Origin of the sequence: Bradyrhizobium sp. USDA 326 (assembly GCF_049739485.1) — a bacterium.
Classification (GTDB): domain Bacteria; phylum Pseudomonadota; class Alphaproteobacteria; order Rhizobiales; family Xanthobacteraceae; genus Bradyrhizobium.
The window spans coordinates 2186770-2203591 of record NZ_JBMGQA010000001.1 but is presented as its reverse complement, the minus strand read 5'-3'; the positions used below and the strand labels follow the sequence as shown (position 1 = coordinate 2203591).

The window sequence follows — 16822 nt, the reverse complement described above, 5'->3', positions numbered from 1 at the left end:
CCTCTTCCTGTGGTTACGGGTCCCGGATCTACGCGCGCTTGTCCGGAACGACACCGGTTGTCTAGCGCACCCCACCCATACTAACGACCAACGTGAAATGGATGGGCACGCGCGGGGTTCTTCACTAGTATCCGCGCGATTTCACAACAGAAGACTGCTGGGAGTTAACATATGAAATCAGTCCTTTTGGCCGCTGCCGCCTCTGCCGTATTGCTCACCGCGCCGGCCTCCGCGCAAGGCGTCAAGATCGGCATCCTCAACGATCAGTCCGGCGTCTATGCCGACTACGGCGGCAAATGGTCGGTCGAGGCGGCCAGGATGGCGATCGAGGATTTCGGCGGCGAGGTACTGGGCCAGAAGATCGAGCTCATCACCGCCGACCACCAGAACAAGCCGGATCTCGCCAGCTCGATCGCACGGCGCTGGTACGACGTCGAGAACGTCGACATGATCACGGAGCTGACGACCTCCTCGGTTGCGCTCGCGATCCACGAGCTTTCCAAGGAAAAGAAGAAGATCGACATCGTCGTCGGCGCCGCAACCTCGCGCCTCACCGGCGACGCCTGCCAGCCCTACGGCTTCCACTGGGCCTACGACACCCATGCGCTCGGCGTCGGCACCGGCGGCGCACTGACCAAGGCTGGCGGCGACACCTGGTTCTTCCTCACCGCGGATTACGCCTTCGGCTATGCGCTGGAGAAGGACACCAGCGAGATCGTCACGGCCAATGGCGGCAAGGTAGTCGGCTCGGTTCGCGTGCCGCTCAACTCCTCGGACTTCTCCTCCTTCCTGCTCCAGGCGCAGAGCTCGAAGGCGAAGATCGTGGGCCTCGCCAATGCCGGCCTCGACACCACCAACTCGATCAAGCAGGCGTCCGAGTTCGGCATCGTCTCCGGCGGCCAGAAGCTCGCGGGGCTCTTGATGACGCTCGCCGAAGTCAACGGGCTCGGTCTCCAGGCAGCGCAAGGCCTGGTGCTCACCGAAGGCTATTACTGGGATCTCAACGACAAGACGCGCAATCTCGGCGAACGCTTCCTCAAGCGCACCGGCCGGATGCCGAGCATGATCCATGCGGGCACCTATTCGGCGACGCTGAGCTACTTGAAGGCCGTCAAGGCCGCCGGCACCAAGGATTCGGATGCCGTCGCCAAGAAGCTGAAGGAGCTGCCGGTCAACGACGATTTCGCGCAAGGCGGCAAGGTGCTCGAGAACGGCCGCATGGTCCACGACATGTATCTGTTCGAGGTCAAGAAGCCGTCGGAGTCGAAGAAGCCGTGGGACTATTACAAGCTGCTCGCCACCGTCCCCGGCGACAAGGCCTTCTTCACGGCCAAGGAAAGCGGCTGCCCGCTGACGAAGTGACGCGTAGCGTCATTCCGGGGCGATGCCAAGCATCGAACTCAGGTGCGCAATTGCGCACCTGAGAATCTCGAGATTCCGGGTTCGGCGCTGGCGCGCCACCCCGGAATGACCGCTCGCAACCATCCTCACACCATCCGCAACACCACAGCTCCCAGCGTTCCTGCCCACAACGTCACGGCGGCGATGCTCTGGATCGCGAAACCCATACCGCGCTTGGCCGCAGCCTTCGAATAGCCGACGAAATAGACGATGCGGCCGATGATCCAGACCACGCCGATCCCCGCTGCGATGGCGTCGCTGATATAGATCGCGAACAGCCACAGCGCTGGGAGGAAGATCGGCATCCATTCCAATGTGTTCATCTGGATGCGGAAGGCGCGCTCGAAATCCGGATGGCCCGACATCGCGGGCACCTTGACGCCGGTCTTGGTACGCGAGCGCGATACGTTGATGGCAGTGAAGAAATAAAAGGCGATCGCCAGCAGCGTGACCAGGGCGGTGAGATGATACATGGTTGGTTCCTCGATGAGACCGCGCTTCAATAGCCCGTCAACTCGAGATAGCCAACGCCATCATGCGTCCCGGCAAAGCTGATCGGTCCCTCCCAATAGGAGAAGCCGGTCCCCATCCAGGCCGCTGGATTGAGCGGCTTGCACATGATCGAGAACGATCGCGAGGGGATTGCGATGTGCCACTCCACCGGCAACTTGCGTCCCGCGACGTCTGCGGTTGCCTTCGGCGTCATCTGGATGTCGCCTCCCGCAATCATCTGCGTCTCGCCCGTGGCGCTGATCCAGTTGCCGAACGGATAATCCTTGCCGTCCTTCTGCCGCAGCCGGTACAGCATCAGCTTGTCGCCGGATGCGAGATGCAGTGAGAGCCAGTCCCAGCCGGTCTGGTCGGTATCGAGCGGCTGGCTGCTCCATTCCCTGTCCATCCAGGCCTGGCCGGTGACATCGACGGATCTGGCATCGATCGTGAGATTGCCGCGCGCGCGATAGAACGGCTGGCTGTAATAGTAGGATGCCTGTCCGCGTTCCGACTTGCGGCTGTAGCCGCCGTTGCCCTGCAACGCCACCGGCCGGTCCGCCTCCAGTGTCAGCGCATAGCCGAAATCGGTGCCGGATGCCTTCAGTGTCAGCGGTGCCAGTGTGCGATCATCGGTGCGTTCAGAGCCCTTCATCTCCCAGTCGTCGATCCAGGCATCGAACGGCTTGGCCGTCACGCCGGCCTGCCCCACGCCGCCGCGCGAAAACGTTTCGCTGAAGCGGTGGGTGTCGGCGCGCGTCACCGCGGCATGCGCCATCCACACCTGCTGATCGGCCCAGCCGTCGCCTTGCGGACCCGGCTGCGCGGCCTGGCGGAACAGCGTCCATTGCAGGCCGCAAGCCGCGCCGCTGCCGTCGACGAGGTTAGCCGTGAGATACCACCACTCGATGCGAAACCCCGGATGCGGTCCGTGATCGGCGGGGAAGGTGAAGCTCCTTCCCGGCGTGACCTTCGCAAAGCCGTCGGCGGTCTCGCCGAGCCCGGCATAGCCCTGCGCGCCGGCGCGCCGCGCGAAGACCAGCGCGGCGATGCTGGCGGCGAAGGCGCGCCGCGAGATCCGGTCAACGCTCATTGGCAAACACCTTGACGAGAGTCGCCGGCTGCATCCGCGCCAGCCGTGCCACCGGCAGCAGCGCCGCAAGCAGCGAAGCAAGCAGCGCCACCGCCACGAGCTCAATCAATTGCAGCGGAAACACGTGGAACGGCAGCCGCCAGCCGAATGCCTTCACATTGACGATCGCAATCAGGCACCACGCCACCAGGAGGCCGAGCGGCACCGCCAGCACGGACGTGAACAGTGCGACCGAAAGCGTCTTGGTCAGCTCGATCGCGGCAAGGCGCGGCCGCGTGATGCCGATCGCCCACAGCGGCGCGAGCTGCGGCAGGCGGGAATTCGCCAGCGTCAGCAGGCTCGTGAGAAGCGCGACGCCGGCGACGCCGAGCGTGAAGGCGTTCAGCGCCGAGGTGACCGCGAAGGTGCGCCTGAAGATGCGGATCGATTCCGCCTTCACCGTCGCCTGGTCGGCGACGCTGCGGTCGTCGAGCGCAAACTGCTTCTGCAAGGCCACGATCAGATCGGGGATATTTTCTCTTGCGACGATCAGGCCGATCCGCGTCTGCGGCGTCTGCGGGAACTGCCGCAGCAGCGCCGCGACGTTCACGGTCAGCTGCCCCTTGGGGTTGCCGTAGTCGGCATAGATGCCGACGATGTCGAGCTCCCAGGTGCCGCCCGGCGCCGGCACTTCGATCACGTCGCCGAGGCGCACATTCAGCCGGCGGCTCAACTGCTCGCTGATGAAGGCGGCATTGCCCGGCACCAGCCGGGTCCAGGCGCGCGGCGCGGCTTGCAGCAGCGGCCAGCGCTCGCGATAGAGCGCGTGATCAGGCAGGCCCAGCAGCTCCACCGGCTGGCCTTGAATCTGCGTTTCCGCACGTCCGCCCGGAAGGATTGCCTGAACATCGCTGCGCTCCTTCAGCCAGTTGCGGATCGCCGTGCCCTGGGCATTGTCGGACGCGCTGATGTAGACGTCGGCCGCAAGCCGCCCGTCGAGCCAGCCGATGAAGGTGCGGCTGAAGGTCTCCACCATGGTCGAGACGCCGACATTGACGGCGAGCGCGAGCAGCAGCGCCATCAGCGCGAGCGACAATCCGGAAAGCTGTTGCCGGCTGTCCGCCCAGAACCACAGCGCAAGCGGGCCACGCGCGACGCGCTGGCCGGCGAGCAGGATGATGTCGAGCAAGGCCGGCAGGATCAGTGCCGCACCTAGCATCAGGGCCGCGAGCACGCCAAAGCCCGCGATCAGCGATTGTCCGTAGTGCAGCAACAGCAGCGCGACCGCGAACACGGCGCAGGCCGCGCAGCTCTGCAGGACCAGCCAGCGGCGTTGCCGCTGTTGCCAGGCCCGCGGCTGGGCGGTTGCCAGCACCGGCATCCTGATCGCCTTGACCAGGCTCGTTGCGGCCGCCACCAGCGCGCCGGCGACGCTGATGCCGATGCCGGCGAGCCACCATTCGCCTCGCAGGCTGAGCTGCCCCGGGATCTGTGCGCCATAGAGCCCGCGCAGCGAAGCGGCGACGTCGGGCAGCAGGGCGGCGGCGATGAAATAGCCGCAAGCAAGCCCGATCAGCCCGGCGATCAGCGCCAGTGCCACCAGCTCGATCACCAGCACCGTGTTGACCAGCCGCGCCGAGGCACCGCAGGCCCGCAAGGTCCGCAGCATCGGCAGCCGCTGCTCGAAGGCGAGGCCGACGGCCGAGTTGACGATGAACAGGCCGACGAAGAACGACAGCAGGCCGAACGCGGTGAGGTTGAGATGAAAGCTGTCGGTGAGGCGCTCGAGCTCCGTCTCCGCATCCGGCTCGACCCGTTGCAACTGCTCGCCAACGACGCTCGCCAGCGGCGCCGGCTTGCCCTTCGGCCTGCCGATCAGAAGGCGCGAGACCTGATCCGGCTTGTTGAGGAGGCGCTGTGCCACGCCGATATCGACCACGAGCACGTCGGGCACGAGTTGTGGCAGCACGCGCAGCGGCGGCAGCTTTGCGCCATTGCTGATCGCCGGCGCCGCCCCTTCCGCCTCATGCAAGTCGGCCAGCATCTCCCGCGCCACCAGCGTCTGGCCCGGCGGCGCCACGAAGCTGCCCAGGTCCGCGGCACCCAGACGCGGCGCGTTGCCGACATCGGCCGGCAGCGTCACCGGCTCGATGCCGAGCAGCCGCACCGAGCGTCCGTTGATCTGGACCCGCCCTTCCAGCACCGGCGAGACCGGCCAGCCGGCGCGGCGGAGTTTTACGAACAACTCCTGGGAGAAGGTCGCCGTATCAGGCGCCACCAGCATCGCCGTGCGCACGCCGCCGAACGTCGCCGCGGCGCGGTCGTAGGCATTGCGGGCCTGCTGGTTGATCGCCTGCACGCCGCTCCACAGCGCGGTCGCCGCGATCAGCCCGATCAGCAGCGTGGCGAACTGCATCTTGTGGCGCCGCCAATGGCTGAGCAGCACGGCGAGGATCCACAGTGCACGCATCATGCAATACGCCCCGCATGCAGGGTGAGGTGACGGTCGAGGGTCGCCGCCAGGTGCAGGCTGTGCGTCACCATCAGGAAGCCGCAGCCGGTGCGCGCGACGAGGTCGCGCGCCAGCGCCAGCACGTCTTCGGCGGTGGTCTCGTCCAGATTGCCGGTCGGCTCGTCCGCGAGCAGCAGCGAGGGCTTCGTCGCCAGCGCCCGTCCGATCGCGACCCGTTGTTGCTGGCCGCCTGATATTTGCTCTGGATAACGTTTGAGCAGGCTGCCGAGTCCGAGCCGCTCGACAAGCTCCTTGATCCAGGCCGCATCATGCCGGCCGGCGATCCGCGCCTGGAAGGCGAGATTGTCCGCGACGGAGAGGCTCGGGATCAAGTTGAACTGCTGAAAGACCAGCCCGATGCGATCCCGCCGCAAGCCGGCACGTCCCGCATCCGACAGCTTGGTGACCTCGATCTCCTCCAGCCGGATCGTGCCGCCGTCGGCCGCATCGAGCCCCGCGATCAGATGCAGCAATGTGCTCTTGCCGCTCCCGGACTCGCCGGTCAGTGCGACGCGCTCGCCGTGCCTGAGGTCGAGATCGACGCCGCGCAGCACATGGACCGGCTCGCCGGCCGAGGAGAACGTCTTGGACAGATTTCGGATGCTCAGCACGATGAATGGCGCCGGACGGAATTGACACAATTGCTGCGTAGCACACTTGCTCCGGAAATGCCGGGTTGCGTTGGTCTTGAAGCCGTTGTTAGCTTCCAAGACGGCCAAATCAAAAAAGTGCCACAAAGACATACGGGGAGATTCATGAGCGCTCAGGGAACGCCGGCAGCGGCGGGCAGGACGGTAGGGCAATCCAAGGCAACGCCGAAGGGCGCCTGGACCATTACATTTCTCCTCTTTCTCTTCATGGTGGTGAACTTCGCCGACAAGATCGTCGTCGGTCTCGCCGGCGTGCCGATCATGACCGACATGAAGCTCAGCGCCGAGCAATTCGGCCTGCTCGGATCTTCCTTCTTCTTCCTGTTCTCGATCTCCGCCATCGTGGTCGGCTTCATCGTCAACAAGGTGCCGACGCGCTGGGTGCTGCTTGCTCTGGCTGTCATCTGGGCGCTGGCGCAATTTCCGATGGTCGGCACCGTTTCCTTCACCACGCTCCTGATCTGCCGCATCGTGCTGGGCGCCGGCGAAGGCCCGGCCTTCTCGGTCGCCGCGCACGCCATCTACAAATGGTTCCCCGACGAGAAGCGCACGCTGCCGACTGCGATCCTGTCGCAAGGTTCGGCCTTCGGCGTCATCCTCGCGGTGCCGGCGCTGAACTGGATCATCGTCAATCATTCCTGGCACTATGCCTTCGGCGCGCTCGGAATCGTCGGCCTGATCTGGGTTGCGGCCTGGCTCACGCTCGGCAAGGAAGGGCCGCTGGAGGACACGCAAGTCTCGGCCGCGACCGAGCCCAAGATCCCCTATTTGCAGCTTCTCACCTCGCGCACCTTCATCGGCTGCGTCGCCGCAACCTTCGGCGCCTATTGGGCGCTGTCGCTTGGCCTGACCTGGTTCACGCCGTTCATCGTCAAGGGGCTCGGCTTCTCGCAGAGCCAGGCCGGCTTCATCTCGATCCTGCCCTGGGTGTTCGGCGCCACCATCGTCATGCTCACCGGCTGGATCTCGCAGGTGATGATGGCGCGCGGCTACAACACCCGTGCGGCGCGCGGTGTTCTCGGCTCGGTGCCGCTGGTGGTCGGCGGGCTCATCCTGGCGATGATGCCGCATGTCCAGGGCGCGGGCCTCCAGATCGCGCTGCTTGTGTTCGGCTCGGGCCTGTGCGGGGCGATCTATGTCGTCTGCCCGCCCATGCTCGGCGAATTCACGCCGACGTCGCAGCGTGGCGCGATTCTCGCAATTTACGGTGCGCTCTACACGCTCGCCGGCATCATCGCGCCGACCGTGATGGGGGCCACGATCCAGCGTGCCGGCAGCACGCTCGATGGCTACCTGACCGGCTTCACCATCAACGCCGTGATCATGGTCGGCTCCGGCCTGCTCGGCCTGCTCCTGCTCTGGCCGAATACGGAGAGGGCCAGGCTGACGCGCGGTGCCGCCCCGCAAGCCGCGCCGTTGAAGCGCGCTGTGTCGCCGACGTAAGGGGCGTCTCGCCTCACACTCCGCTGTCGTCCCTGCGAACGCAGGGACGACGCTGAGAATGAGGCGCGACGTTTGCGCCTCATGCCTTCGCTCTAATTCATTCGCTGCGCGCCGCGAATCAGCTTGCCCGGCCGCTTTCCCGTGGCCGCGCCGTGTCGCCGCGTCACCACGCCCGACACGATGGTCGCCTCGTAGCCGTCGACATCCTGCAGCAACCTTCGCCCGCCGACCGGCAGATCGTAATGCACCTTCGGCGGATGCAGATGCAGGCGGTCGTAGTCGATCACGTTGACGTCGGCCTTGTAACCGGGGGCAATCAGGCCCCGGTCGGTGAGGCCGACCGAGAGCGCGGTCTTGCGCGACTGCGCCGCGACCACGAACGGGATCGTGAGCTTCTCGCCGCGCTTGCGGTCACGCGTCCAGTGCGTCAGCAGATAGGTCGGGAAGCTCGCGTCGCAGATGATGCCGCAATGCGCGCCGCCGTCGGACAGGCCCGGCACCGATTGCGGATCGAGCAGCATCTCGCGCGTCGCATCGAGATTTCCGTCGGAATAGTTCAGGAAGGGCACGTAGAGCATGCCGCGGCCTTCGTCCGACAGCATGGCGTCATAGGCGAGCTCTTCCGGCTGACGGCCCTGCCTGCGCGCTTGCGCCCCCAGCGCGTTCTCCGGCGGCTGCTCGTAATCGGGGGGATTGCCGAGCAGGAACATCTTGTCGTAGTTGGGACTGAAGAACAGCGGATCGTCGGTCGCGGTCGCCGTCTCGCTCAGGATTGCCTTGCGCACATCAGGCTGGCGCAGCCGCGCCAAGCGTTCCTGCAGCGGCAGGTGGGCGATCGCCCTGTAGCTCGGATGGGTCTGGAAAGGGTTGCGCGAGAGCTCGAGCCCGAGCAGGAGACCAACGGGGCGCGCCGCGATCTGCGCGGTGATGGAGAGGCCGCGCCGCGCCGCCGCATTGATCTCGTCCAGCGTCTGGCGCCAGCGCTGCGGTGCCTTGTCGTTCTGCGTGATCGAGAACGAGATCGGGCATTTCGTGGAGTCCGCGACCCGCAGCATCATCGGCAGGTCTTCGTGGATGGTGGAGAGGTCGAGCACGAATTGCAGCACGCTGCGGCCCTGCCGGTGCATCGCGCCGGCAATCGCGGTGAGCTCGTCCTCGCCCGCTTTCAGCGTCGGTGTGAAATCGCCGGTCGAGGTGCGATGATTGAGCGTGCGCGAGGTGGAGAAGCCGAGCGCACCGGATCGCACTGCCTCGCCCGCGAGCCTCGCCATCGCCGCATTGTCCTCCGCGGTCGAGGGATCGCGGCGCGCGCCGCGCTCGCCCATGACGTAGACGCGCAGCGCCGCATGCGGCAGTTGCGCGCCGACATCGATGTCGAAATCGCGCCTGGAGAGCCAGTCCATGTAATCCGGAAAGCTCTCCCAGGCCCAGGGAATGCCGGCGCTCAGCACCGGCTCCGGAATATCCTCCACGCCCTCCATGAGCTGAATCAGGCGAGTGTGGTCATCAGGCTTGCACGGTGCAAAGCCGACGCCGCAATTGCCCATGATCGCCGTGGTGACGCCGTTCTGCGAGGACGGCGTGATGTCCTGGCTCCAGGTGACCTGCCCGTCGTAATGGGTGTGCACGTCGACGAAGCCCGGTGTCACCAGCTTGCCGCGCGCGTCGATCTCTTCGCGGCCGGCGCCTGCGACCTTCCCGACCGCGCCGATCTTGCCGTCGGTGATGGCGACATCAGCCTCGAACAGCTCGCCGCCGCTGCCGTCCGCGACGGTGCCGCCGCGGATCACGAGATCAGGGTTGCTCATGGTGTTTCTTCCCGGTTGTTGTTGTTGTTTGTTCTCGTCGTCCCGGACAAGCGCGCCAAAGGCGCGCGCAGATCCGGGACATAACCACGGGGGAGAGGTGTTACGAAGACTCGGACTTACCAGCTTCGCGCGACAATCGCTCCCCGTGGTGATGGGTGGACGGGCCCCGTGCGCAATTGCGGACTAGGCCGGGACGACAGTTGAATTCGGGGCTATACCAACTGCTCAATTTGCAGCACCTTGCCGCTTCCGTTCCGTGAACGGCGACAGCACCACCGTTGCGAGCATGAAGATCACGGACGCGCCGAACACCCAATGCGGCGCGCTCTGATCCATGATCCAGCCGAACAGCAGCGGGCTGACGATGCCGCCAAGATTGAAACCGGTCGAGACGATGCCGAAGGCGCGCCCCGCAGCGCCGGCGGGCGCCGCATTGCGCACCAGCATGTCGCGCGAGGGCGCGATCACGCCGGAGAGGAAGCCCGCGGTCGCCATCGTGGCGGTCAGCGCCCAGCCCGGCAGCGTCACCAGCGCGATCAGCAGCACGATTGCCGCATTCGCCGCAAAGCAGGCCGCCGCGACATAGCCGTGGCGCTCGGTGTGGTCGGCGAGAAAGCCGCCCGCGAGCACGCCGATGGCGCTGGCGCCCAAGAACGCAGTCAGCGCGATGTTGGCGGCGGAGTAAGAGGCGCCGTAGCCGCTCATCAGCGCCACCACGCCGAAATTGTTGATGCCGGCGACCGACAGGCTGAGCAGCATGAACAGCGCGGTCAGGGTGATCAGCGCCGGCGTGATCACCGCCTGGTTCGGCGCGCTCGCGCCGCCCGGCTTCTTCTTGTGCCCGGCCCCGTCCGGAATGTTCATGACGATCAGCAGCAGCGCCACTGCGACGCCAATGGCGCCGGACGCGATCAGCGCCCCGGCTCCACCGGAGAATGTGACGAGCGCTGCGACGATGGCCGGCGCCACCGCACCGCCGAGAAAGCCGGCAAAGGTGTGGATCGAAAAGGCGCGGCCCATCCGCGCCTCGTCCATGTGCTCGGCCAGAATCGCGTAATCGGCGGGATGGTAGACGCTGTTGGCGAGGCCGAGCAGCACGGCGCAGGCGATCAGCGAGGCGTAGCTGAGCTGCAGCCCGAGCAGGATCAGCGCGCAGCCGCCTAGCGTCAGCCCGGCCAGCAAGATCCTGCGCGCACCGAAATGGTCGACAAGATAGCCCGTCGGCGCCTGCGTCAGACCCGAGACGACGGCGAGTGTCGTCAGCGCAAAGCCGAGCTCGACATAGCCGACGCCGAGCTTTTCCTTGAGGAACGGGAACAGCATCGGCAGGACCAGCAGATGGAAATGGCTGACCCAATGCGCGATCGAGATTCCGGTCAACGTGCGCAGCGCACTGTCCGCCTTGGCTTGCTGCGGTGCGGCGAGAACGTCGACCATTGCAGTTCCGTTTCACTCCCGATGGAGGCGCAAACTATCGAGGAGAGCGGTTATTTGTCCATGAACGCAGGTGCATGGCAGCTAGCGCGGGCGGGGAGAGAGGCGTTGAGGCGCCTCCACGCTGTCGTCCCTGCCTGGTGCGCAATTGCGCACTAGGCGGGGACGACGGCGGAGCTTGGGGTTACACCTCATAACGGCTCGTCGTCCGGACCGTAGCGGTCGCGTTTCGGCGTGGCGATGTCGCCGTCCTCGTAGTCGTCCTCATCGAGAGGAGGCAGGGGTATCTTTGCCTTGTCTTCCGCCCGCTTCGTGTCAGCGGTCTTGGGCGGCTGGCTCGGCTTGGCGGTCGTATTCCCGGTCTTGGCCATGGCTGGTCCCGGATGGTGATGCTGCATCCGAATCTACCCGCCAAATATGTGCGGTTCCTGACTTAACTCAAGGCCCGCGACACTCAAGGCCCGCGACGAAGCCCTCAGTGCACGACCGGCCCGCCCGCCTTCTTCCAGGCATCGATGCCGCCGGCGATATGGGCGGTGTTGAGAAGCCCGGCTTCCTTCGCGGCCGCAACCGCCATCGCCGAGCGTTCGCCGAAGGCACAGAAGAACACCACGCGGCGGCCGGTGGCGGCGGCGACCTCGCGCAGCATGCCGCCGGGCTTGAGGCTCTCCTCGACGGACGGATAGGGCGTGTGCAGCGCGCCCTCAATCATGCCGTGCTTCAACCGCTCATTGGTCTCGCGCAGATCCACAAGCAGCATGTCGGGCGCGGCCGAGAATCCGGATCGCTTCCCCGGCGCTCAGCGCGCGGCCCTCTTTCTCGAGCTCCTCCTGATGCAGGCCGACATGCATGTTGGCGGGCACCGCCACGTCCATCATCTTCGGATTGGGCAGCTTCAGGTTCGCCATCAGCTCGATATATTCGTCGACCGAGCGCACCTGGAGCCGCGGATTGTAGCGCTTCTCCTCGCCGATGGTGGAGACGGTATCGCCCTTGTAGTCATGCGCCGGGAACACCATCGTCTCGTCCGGCAGCTTCAAGAGGCGGTTGAAGATCGAATCGTATTGCGCGCGCGATGAGCCGTTCTGGAAATCGGTGCGGCCGGTGCCGCGGATCAGAAGCGTGTCACCGGTGAAGACGCGGTCGCCCATCAGATAGGAATAGGAATCGTCGGTGTGACCCGGCGTGTACATCACGTCGAGCGACAAGCCCTCGATCGTCACCCTGTCGCCGTCGGCCACCCGCATCGCCACCACATCGGCCTTGGTCTGGTCGCCCATCACGGTCATGCAATGCGTGCGGTCGCGCAGTTCGCCGAGGCCGGTGACGTGGTCGGCATGCAGATGGGTATCCACGGCCTTCACCAGCTTGAGGTCGAGCTCGCGCAGCAATTGGCAGTAGCGGTCGACCTTTTCCAGCACGGGATCCAGGATCAGCGCCTCGCCGCCATGGCGGCTGGCGAGGAGATAACTGTAGGTGCCCGAAACGCTGTCGAAAAGCTGGCGGAAGATCATGGCAGGACCCGGCTTGGAACTGACTTCGAGAATTCTACTACGGTGGGGGCCGGAAAGAGAAGCAATTCACTGTGTGAATAGCAATATTTGGAAGATTTTTATTGTGAGGCGGGTGACAGGGCGGGGGCAGCCGGTCCCACAAACTCAGTGTCGTCCCCGCCAAGGCGGGGATCCATAACCACAGGGAGGAGTTGCGGGCGTAACCGGTAACTCCGGGTCATCGCCAAAGCACTCCTGTTGGCTATGGGTCCCGCATCGGCGTGCGCTTGAGGCGCGCTTGACCGGGACGACAGGGAGATCGCCGGGCTCGCATCATCCCTGGTCCGCAATGCCTGGATTGCCTTCGACTCCCTTCAGCGTCACGCCGGAGCCGAGCCGCTCCTGAAGCATCCGGCCCGAGCGCAGATACTTGCCGACGACGTCCCACACCGGCGCGCCTTGCTGGCCGTTGACCGAAGCCCAGCCCGCGACCTTGTAGCGGTGGCTGGCAGCGAGCGCCTTGCCGCTGCCAAGCCTCAGCTCCGAGATGCGGTTGCCGATCGCGGCTGTCGGCGTGCAGGTGTAGCTGAGCCCGCCGACGCGCACCATGTCGCCGCCCTGCTGATAATAGGGGTCGGCGTTGAAGAGATTGTCGCAGACGTCTTCCAGCACGTCCTTGATCTGGGCTCCCGTCATCTCCTGCACATAGGTTTCGGGATAGGTGATCGCGGTTTCCGCGAGCAGATCCTCCATGGTCAGCGCCTGACCGGACAGCGCGGTGACGCCCCAGCGGAAGCCCGGCGACAACGCGATCTCGGCGTCGAGCTCGGTACGCAGCGCCGCGCAGATCAATTCGTCGATGGGCCCGGAGAAATTGTCTCGGCGGTAGAGCAGGCGATCCGGCGTTGCGATCTTCTCCGACCAGTCGCTCACATGCGGCGCGCGCAGCCGGCCGATCAGTTCGGCCATGGCAGGGTCGGGCTTCAGCAGCTCGGAATAGACCGGCAGCAGATGATAGTGGATGTCGCTGACCTTGCCCCTGTCGACTGCAAGATCGAGCACGGCCAGGAATTTCCCGTTGGAGCCGGCATTGGTGACGAGCGTCGTGCCGCCCGCATTCTTCACGGCAATCGGCTGCGGCACGGCATCATGGGTGTGGCCGCCGAGGATGACGTCGATGCCGGTGACCCGGCTTGCGAGCTTGAGGTCGACATCCATGCCGTTGTGCGACAGCAGGACGACGGCGTCGACCTTGTCGGTGCCGCGCAAGGTGTCGACATGCTTCTGCAATTCCTCCTCGCGGATGCCGAAGCTCCAATCCGGTGTGAACCGTTTGGGATGCGCGATCGGAACGTAAGGGAAGGCCTGGCCGATGATCGCGACGCGGTGCCCGCCGAGCTCCTTGATCATGGATGGCTTGAACACGCGTCCCGCGGCCTTGTCGAAGGCGGGCGCGTCGTTGAACGCCGCTTCCTCGGTCAGGAACACGTTCTGCGCCAGGAATTCGCCCTTGAAGCGCTCGAGATTGTCGCGCAGCGCCTGCTCGCCATAGGTGAATTCCCAATGCCCGGTCATCGCCTCGATGCCGAGCAGATTGGCGACTTCGACCATGTCGCGGCCCTGCATGACGTTGGCGAGCCCGGTGCCCTGCCAGAGATCGCCGCCGTCGACGAGCAGCGAACGCTTCTCGCCGACATCGCCGCGCAAGCGATCGACCAGCGTCTTCAGGTGGGCGAAGCCGCCGAGCTTGCCAAAGCGGCCTGCGGACTTCTCGAACTCGAAGCAGGTGAAGGCATAGGCATCGGCGCTGTCGGGCCGAATGCCGAACCGCTCCAGGAAGGCGCGGCCGACCAGATGCGGCGGCCGTCCCGCCATCTCACCGATGCCGATATTGACGCTGGGCTCCCGGAAATAGACCGGATTGAGCTGCGCATGCGTGTCGGTGATGTGCAGGATCCGCGCATTGCCGAACCGCTCGACGTCGTAGATGCTGGCGGTCTCGGTGCCGCGGGCCAGCCGCGGCAGGCCGAGCGTCGCGGCGGCAAGGCCTGCACTCTTCAGGAAATCGCGGCGGCGGATCGCCATCCAAGAATTCTCCGCGCCTCTCGTGATCGTCGGACTATTCCACTCAGGCGCAGTCTAGCGGATTTCCATCGCCTTCCAGGCTTCTTTTTCGGACGTGGCCTGGAAGATCGACGCCTTCGCCAGGGCTTCGGCCTCCCTGGCTGCGGCCACCGCACGGTCGAAATCGCCGCCGTCGGCAGCCTTCCTCGCTGCCGCCAGCGCAGATGCGGTCACAGTCCACTGATTGCGCATGCCAGCCGCCTCCTTGGAGGCGGCTTCGGCTGCGACATAGGCCGCCTTGTAGTCCGCCTCGTTCGCCGCGCGCGCGGATGGCGCAAGGCTCGCGACAAGCAGCATGGCGAGAGCAAGTGACCGCTTCATGGCCGTGCTCCGGGGCCCGAGATCGGCAGGCCGTTGGCGACGTAGGACAGGAAATACTCGACGTCGCGATATTCGTCCGATTGCGGCTCCAGCGGAACCGCGCGGGTCTGGCTGTTGCAGGTGACGAAGCGGCGGCTGGTGGTGCCCATGCCGCTCCATTCGGAGCGGTAGATCGGCATCGCGTTGAGGATGCCGAGCGCCGGTGCCAGGGTCTCGGCGCGGATGCGCTCACCCGGGCTCTGCACATGGCAGCTGGCGCAGGAGAAATTCAGCTGGCCGCGCCGCGTGTAGAAATAGCGCTTGCCGTTCTCGTACGCCGCCAGCGCACGCGGATCGTCGGGAATCTTGATCTCCATCGGCTTGCCGCGCGAGGTGTAGGCCATGTAGGCGGTGAGCGAGGCCATCTCGTCCTTGACGTAGGAATAGGGCGCTTCGCCATTGGCCTCGCGGCAGCGGTTGAGCGCAAGCTCCAGCGTGACGACCTTGCCTTCCTTCTCGTCGAAATAGGGATAGTTCTGGCGGATGCCGATGCCGCCGTTCGGGAAGCAGTCGGCGTAGGTCTTGCCGTTCTTGAACGGGGTCGCAAACATCTCCTTGCCGGCATCGAGCGCGAACTCGTAGGGCGGGAATTCCTCCTTTTCCTGCCACTGCCGCTTCATGTCCTCGTTCATGGAATAAGGACCGTTGACGAAATCCTCGTGCTTCACGTTCGGAAACTTATGGAAGAAGAAGTTCTGGAACGCCTTCGCATCGGCGACGGGATCGACCTTGTCGGCTGCGACGACACGCGTTGCGACGAGAACAAGTGCCGCGAGTGCGACGAAGGCTGAGCCGAGCAGAATCGCGGCGCGCTGTTTCATCACGCGATCTTCGCGGTGGTCGTATCCGACGCACCCTTGTTGTCGGTCCAGGAGATCTTGAGCTCGTCGCCCTTCTTGGCGCCCTTGAAGCTGAACTTGACGTAGGGGTCCTTGGAGACCGCAGTGCCCCAATTGGCGACGAAGACGTCCTTGCCGTTACATTCGAACTTCAGCTCCTGGATGAAGTGCGCCGGAATCGGCTCGCCCTTGGAATCCTTGACCAGGCCGGTGTCCATGGGGTGCTGGATCAGCGTCTGCACCTCGGTGATGTCGCCGTTGGATGTCGCGCGCACGCGAATGCTGGATGCCATGTCGAACTGCCTCGCTTAACCGCCGCAACCGCCGACGGTGACCTTGACCTCTTTGGTCGCGCTGTAGAGCTTGCCGTCGGCTTCCACGATCGCGGTCAATCTGGTGGTCTTGGCCATCTTCAGCCGGTTGGCGACGGCAGGGATCGTGCCGTCGGGAATCTTGTAGCTTGCCGCGAGCGCGTTCGGGTTCTCGGCCACGAAAAACGAGATCGAGGTCACCTTGTCGAGTGACGTCGTCACCGAGATCGGCACCACGCCGCCGTTCTCGGCGATCTCCGGCGCGTCGAGCTTGACCTTGTCGGACGGCTCCGCGGTCTTGCCATAGAGCGCCTTGATCGCGTCCACCTCGTTCTTCTGCTTGAACGCCTCTTCCGGATATTTGTCGTTGGCCGCGGCGCGCGCGGGAGCGGCGCCGAACGGCAGATTGCCGAGGCCGAGCAGCGCGACACTGGCTGCACCCTGAAGGATCAGGCGCCGTGTCGGATCGAAGCCGGTGGTCGCGGTCATCTCAAGTCTCCTGGGCAGCCGGCCGTTACAGGGTCTGCAGGAAATCAACGATCGCGTTGATCTCCTGTTCGGTCAAAATCCGGTTTCGACCGAACGGCGGCATCATGGTCTGCGGGTTGCGCTTGGTTTCGTCGAAGATGATCGCGACCAGCTCGCTGCGATCAGGGTATCTTGATTTGATGTCCTTCAGCTCCGGACCGATCGTTCCCGGCAGGTCGCCGCCCTTGATGACGTGGCAGGTCAGGCAATTGCCCTTGGCGCGGTCGAAGGCGAGCTTCTGGCCCTCGGTCACGGTGGACTGCGCCCCCGCCGGGGCAACAGCCGCGCCGACGAGCAGGGCCAGAGCAACCAGCAGGACGGGCTTGCAAGGAAAGGCGGTCAAGGCATCGTCCCGGAG

15 protein-coding genes and 1 pseudogene are annotated in these 16822 nt (G+C 65.2%); 2 read left to right on the top strand and 14 right to left on the bottom strand.

Annotated features, from left to right (window positions below; genetic code table 11):
* The first annotated feature begins 171 nt into the window (after nucleotides 1-171).
* Nucleotides 172-1362: an ABC transporter substrate-binding protein gene (locus tag ABIG06_RS10560; protein WP_370136239.1), complete on the top strand. Its 1191-nt coding sequence runs from the start codon at nucleotides 172-174 to the stop codon at nucleotides 1360-1362.
* A 125-nt stretch (nucleotides 1363-1487) separates the two neighbouring features.
* On the opposite strand, the gene ABIG06_RS10555 is transcribed toward ABIG06_RS10560, so the two are convergent.
* Genes ABIG06_RS10555 through ABIG06_RS10540 form a run of 4 tightly spaced genes read right to left on the bottom strand, consistent with a single transcriptional unit; the run spans nucleotide 1488 to nucleotide 6085 of the window.
* Entirely contained in the window at nucleotides 1488-1874 is a 387-nt protein-coding gene (locus tag ABIG06_RS10555; RefSeq protein WP_370136237.1) for an MAPEG family protein, read from the bottom strand.
* Nucleotides 1875-1900: 26 nt separating this feature from the next.
* Nucleotides 1901-2983: a lipocalin-like domain-containing protein gene (locus ABIG06_RS10550; RefSeq protein ID WP_370136235.1), complete on the bottom strand. Its 1083-nt coding sequence runs from the start codon at nucleotides 2981-2983 to the stop codon at nucleotides 1901-1903.
* Entirely contained in the window at nucleotides 2973-5435 is a 2463-nt protein-coding gene (locus ABIG06_RS10545; RefSeq protein ID WP_370136233.1) for an ABC transporter permease, read from the bottom strand. The genes ABIG06_RS10550 and ABIG06_RS10545 overlap by 11 nt, the downstream gene beginning before the upstream one ends.
* A complete protein-coding gene (locus ABIG06_RS10540; RefSeq protein WP_370136230.1) occupies nucleotides 5432-6085 on the bottom strand; it encodes an ABC transporter ATP-binding protein in 654 nt (217 codons plus the stop codon). Before ABIG06_RS10540 ends, ABIG06_RS10545 begins: the two co-directional genes overlap by 4 nt.
* 144 nt (nucleotides 6086-6229) lie before the next feature.
* Here ABIG06_RS10540 and ABIG06_RS10535 point away from each other — a divergent pair, with 144 nt between their 5' ends.
* Nucleotides 6230-7567, top strand: coding sequence for an MFS transporter (locus ABIG06_RS10535; RefSeq protein WP_370136227.1), 1338 nt, complete (start codon nucleotides 6230-6232; stop codon nucleotides 7565-7567).
* A 92-nt stretch (nucleotides 7568-7659) separates the two neighbouring features.
* On the opposite strand, the gene ABIG06_RS10530 is transcribed toward ABIG06_RS10535, so the two are convergent.
* From ABIG06_RS10530 to soxX, 10 genes and pseudogenes are all read right to left on the bottom strand, one after another.
* On the bottom strand, nucleotides 7660-9375 hold the full coding sequence (locus tag ABIG06_RS10530) for an N-acyl-D-amino-acid deacylase family protein (protein ID WP_370136225.1): 1716 nt from the start codon (nucleotides 9373-9375) through the stop codon (nucleotides 7660-7662).
* A 225-nt stretch (nucleotides 9376-9600) separates the two neighbouring features.
* Nucleotides 9601-10812, bottom strand: a complete 1212-nt coding sequence (locus ABIG06_RS10525; protein WP_370136223.1) for an MFS transporter — start codon at nucleotides 10810-10812, stop codon at nucleotides 9601-9603.
* A 188-nt stretch (nucleotides 10813-11000) separates the two neighbouring features.
* Nucleotides 11001-11180 (bottom strand): hypothetical protein, encoded by a 180-nt coding sequence (locus ABIG06_RS10520; RefSeq protein WP_199751484.1) that lies wholly within the window; start codon nucleotides 11178-11180, stop codon nucleotides 11001-11003.
* 104 nt (nucleotides 11181-11284) lie between these two features.
* A pseudogene (locus tag ABIG06_RS10515) lies at nucleotides 11285-12323 on the bottom strand (MBL fold metallo-hydrolase).
* 312 nt (nucleotides 12324-12635) lie between these two features.
* Nucleotides 12636-14387: a thiosulfohydrolase SoxB gene (soxB, locus tag ABIG06_RS10510; protein WP_370136220.1), complete on the bottom strand. Its 1752-nt coding sequence runs from the start codon at nucleotides 14385-14387 to the stop codon at nucleotides 12636-12638.
* A gap of 54 nt (nucleotides 14388-14441) precedes the next feature.
* A complete protein-coding gene (locus ABIG06_RS10505; RefSeq protein ID WP_370136218.1) occupies nucleotides 14442-14747 on the bottom strand; it encodes a hypothetical protein in 306 nt (101 codons plus the stop codon).
* Nucleotides 14744-15607, bottom strand: coding sequence for a sulfur oxidation c-type cytochrome SoxA (soxA, locus tag ABIG06_RS10500; RefSeq protein ID WP_370136216.1), 864 nt, complete (start codon nucleotides 15605-15607; stop codon nucleotides 14744-14746). Before soxA ends, ABIG06_RS10505 begins: the two co-directional genes overlap by 4 nt.
* Nucleotides 15607-15918: a thiosulfate oxidation carrier complex protein SoxZ gene (gene soxZ / locus ABIG06_RS10495; protein ID WP_124160308.1), complete on the bottom strand. Its 312-nt coding sequence runs from the start codon at nucleotides 15916-15918 to the stop codon at nucleotides 15607-15609. Before soxZ ends, soxA begins: the two co-directional genes overlap by 1 nt.
* Before the next feature lie 15 nt (nucleotides 15919-15933).
* Nucleotides 15934-16425, bottom strand: coding sequence for a thiosulfate oxidation carrier protein SoxY (gene soxY, locus ABIG06_RS10490; protein ID WP_370136214.1), 492 nt, complete (start codon nucleotides 16423-16425; stop codon nucleotides 15934-15936).
* Nucleotides 16426-16450: 25 nt separating this feature from the next.
* Nucleotides 16451-16807: a sulfur oxidation c-type cytochrome SoxX gene (gene soxX, locus ABIG06_RS10485; RefSeq protein ID WP_370136211.1), complete on the bottom strand. Its 357-nt coding sequence runs from the start codon at nucleotides 16805-16807 to the stop codon at nucleotides 16451-16453.
* Nucleotides 16808-16822: the final 15 nt, after the last annotated feature.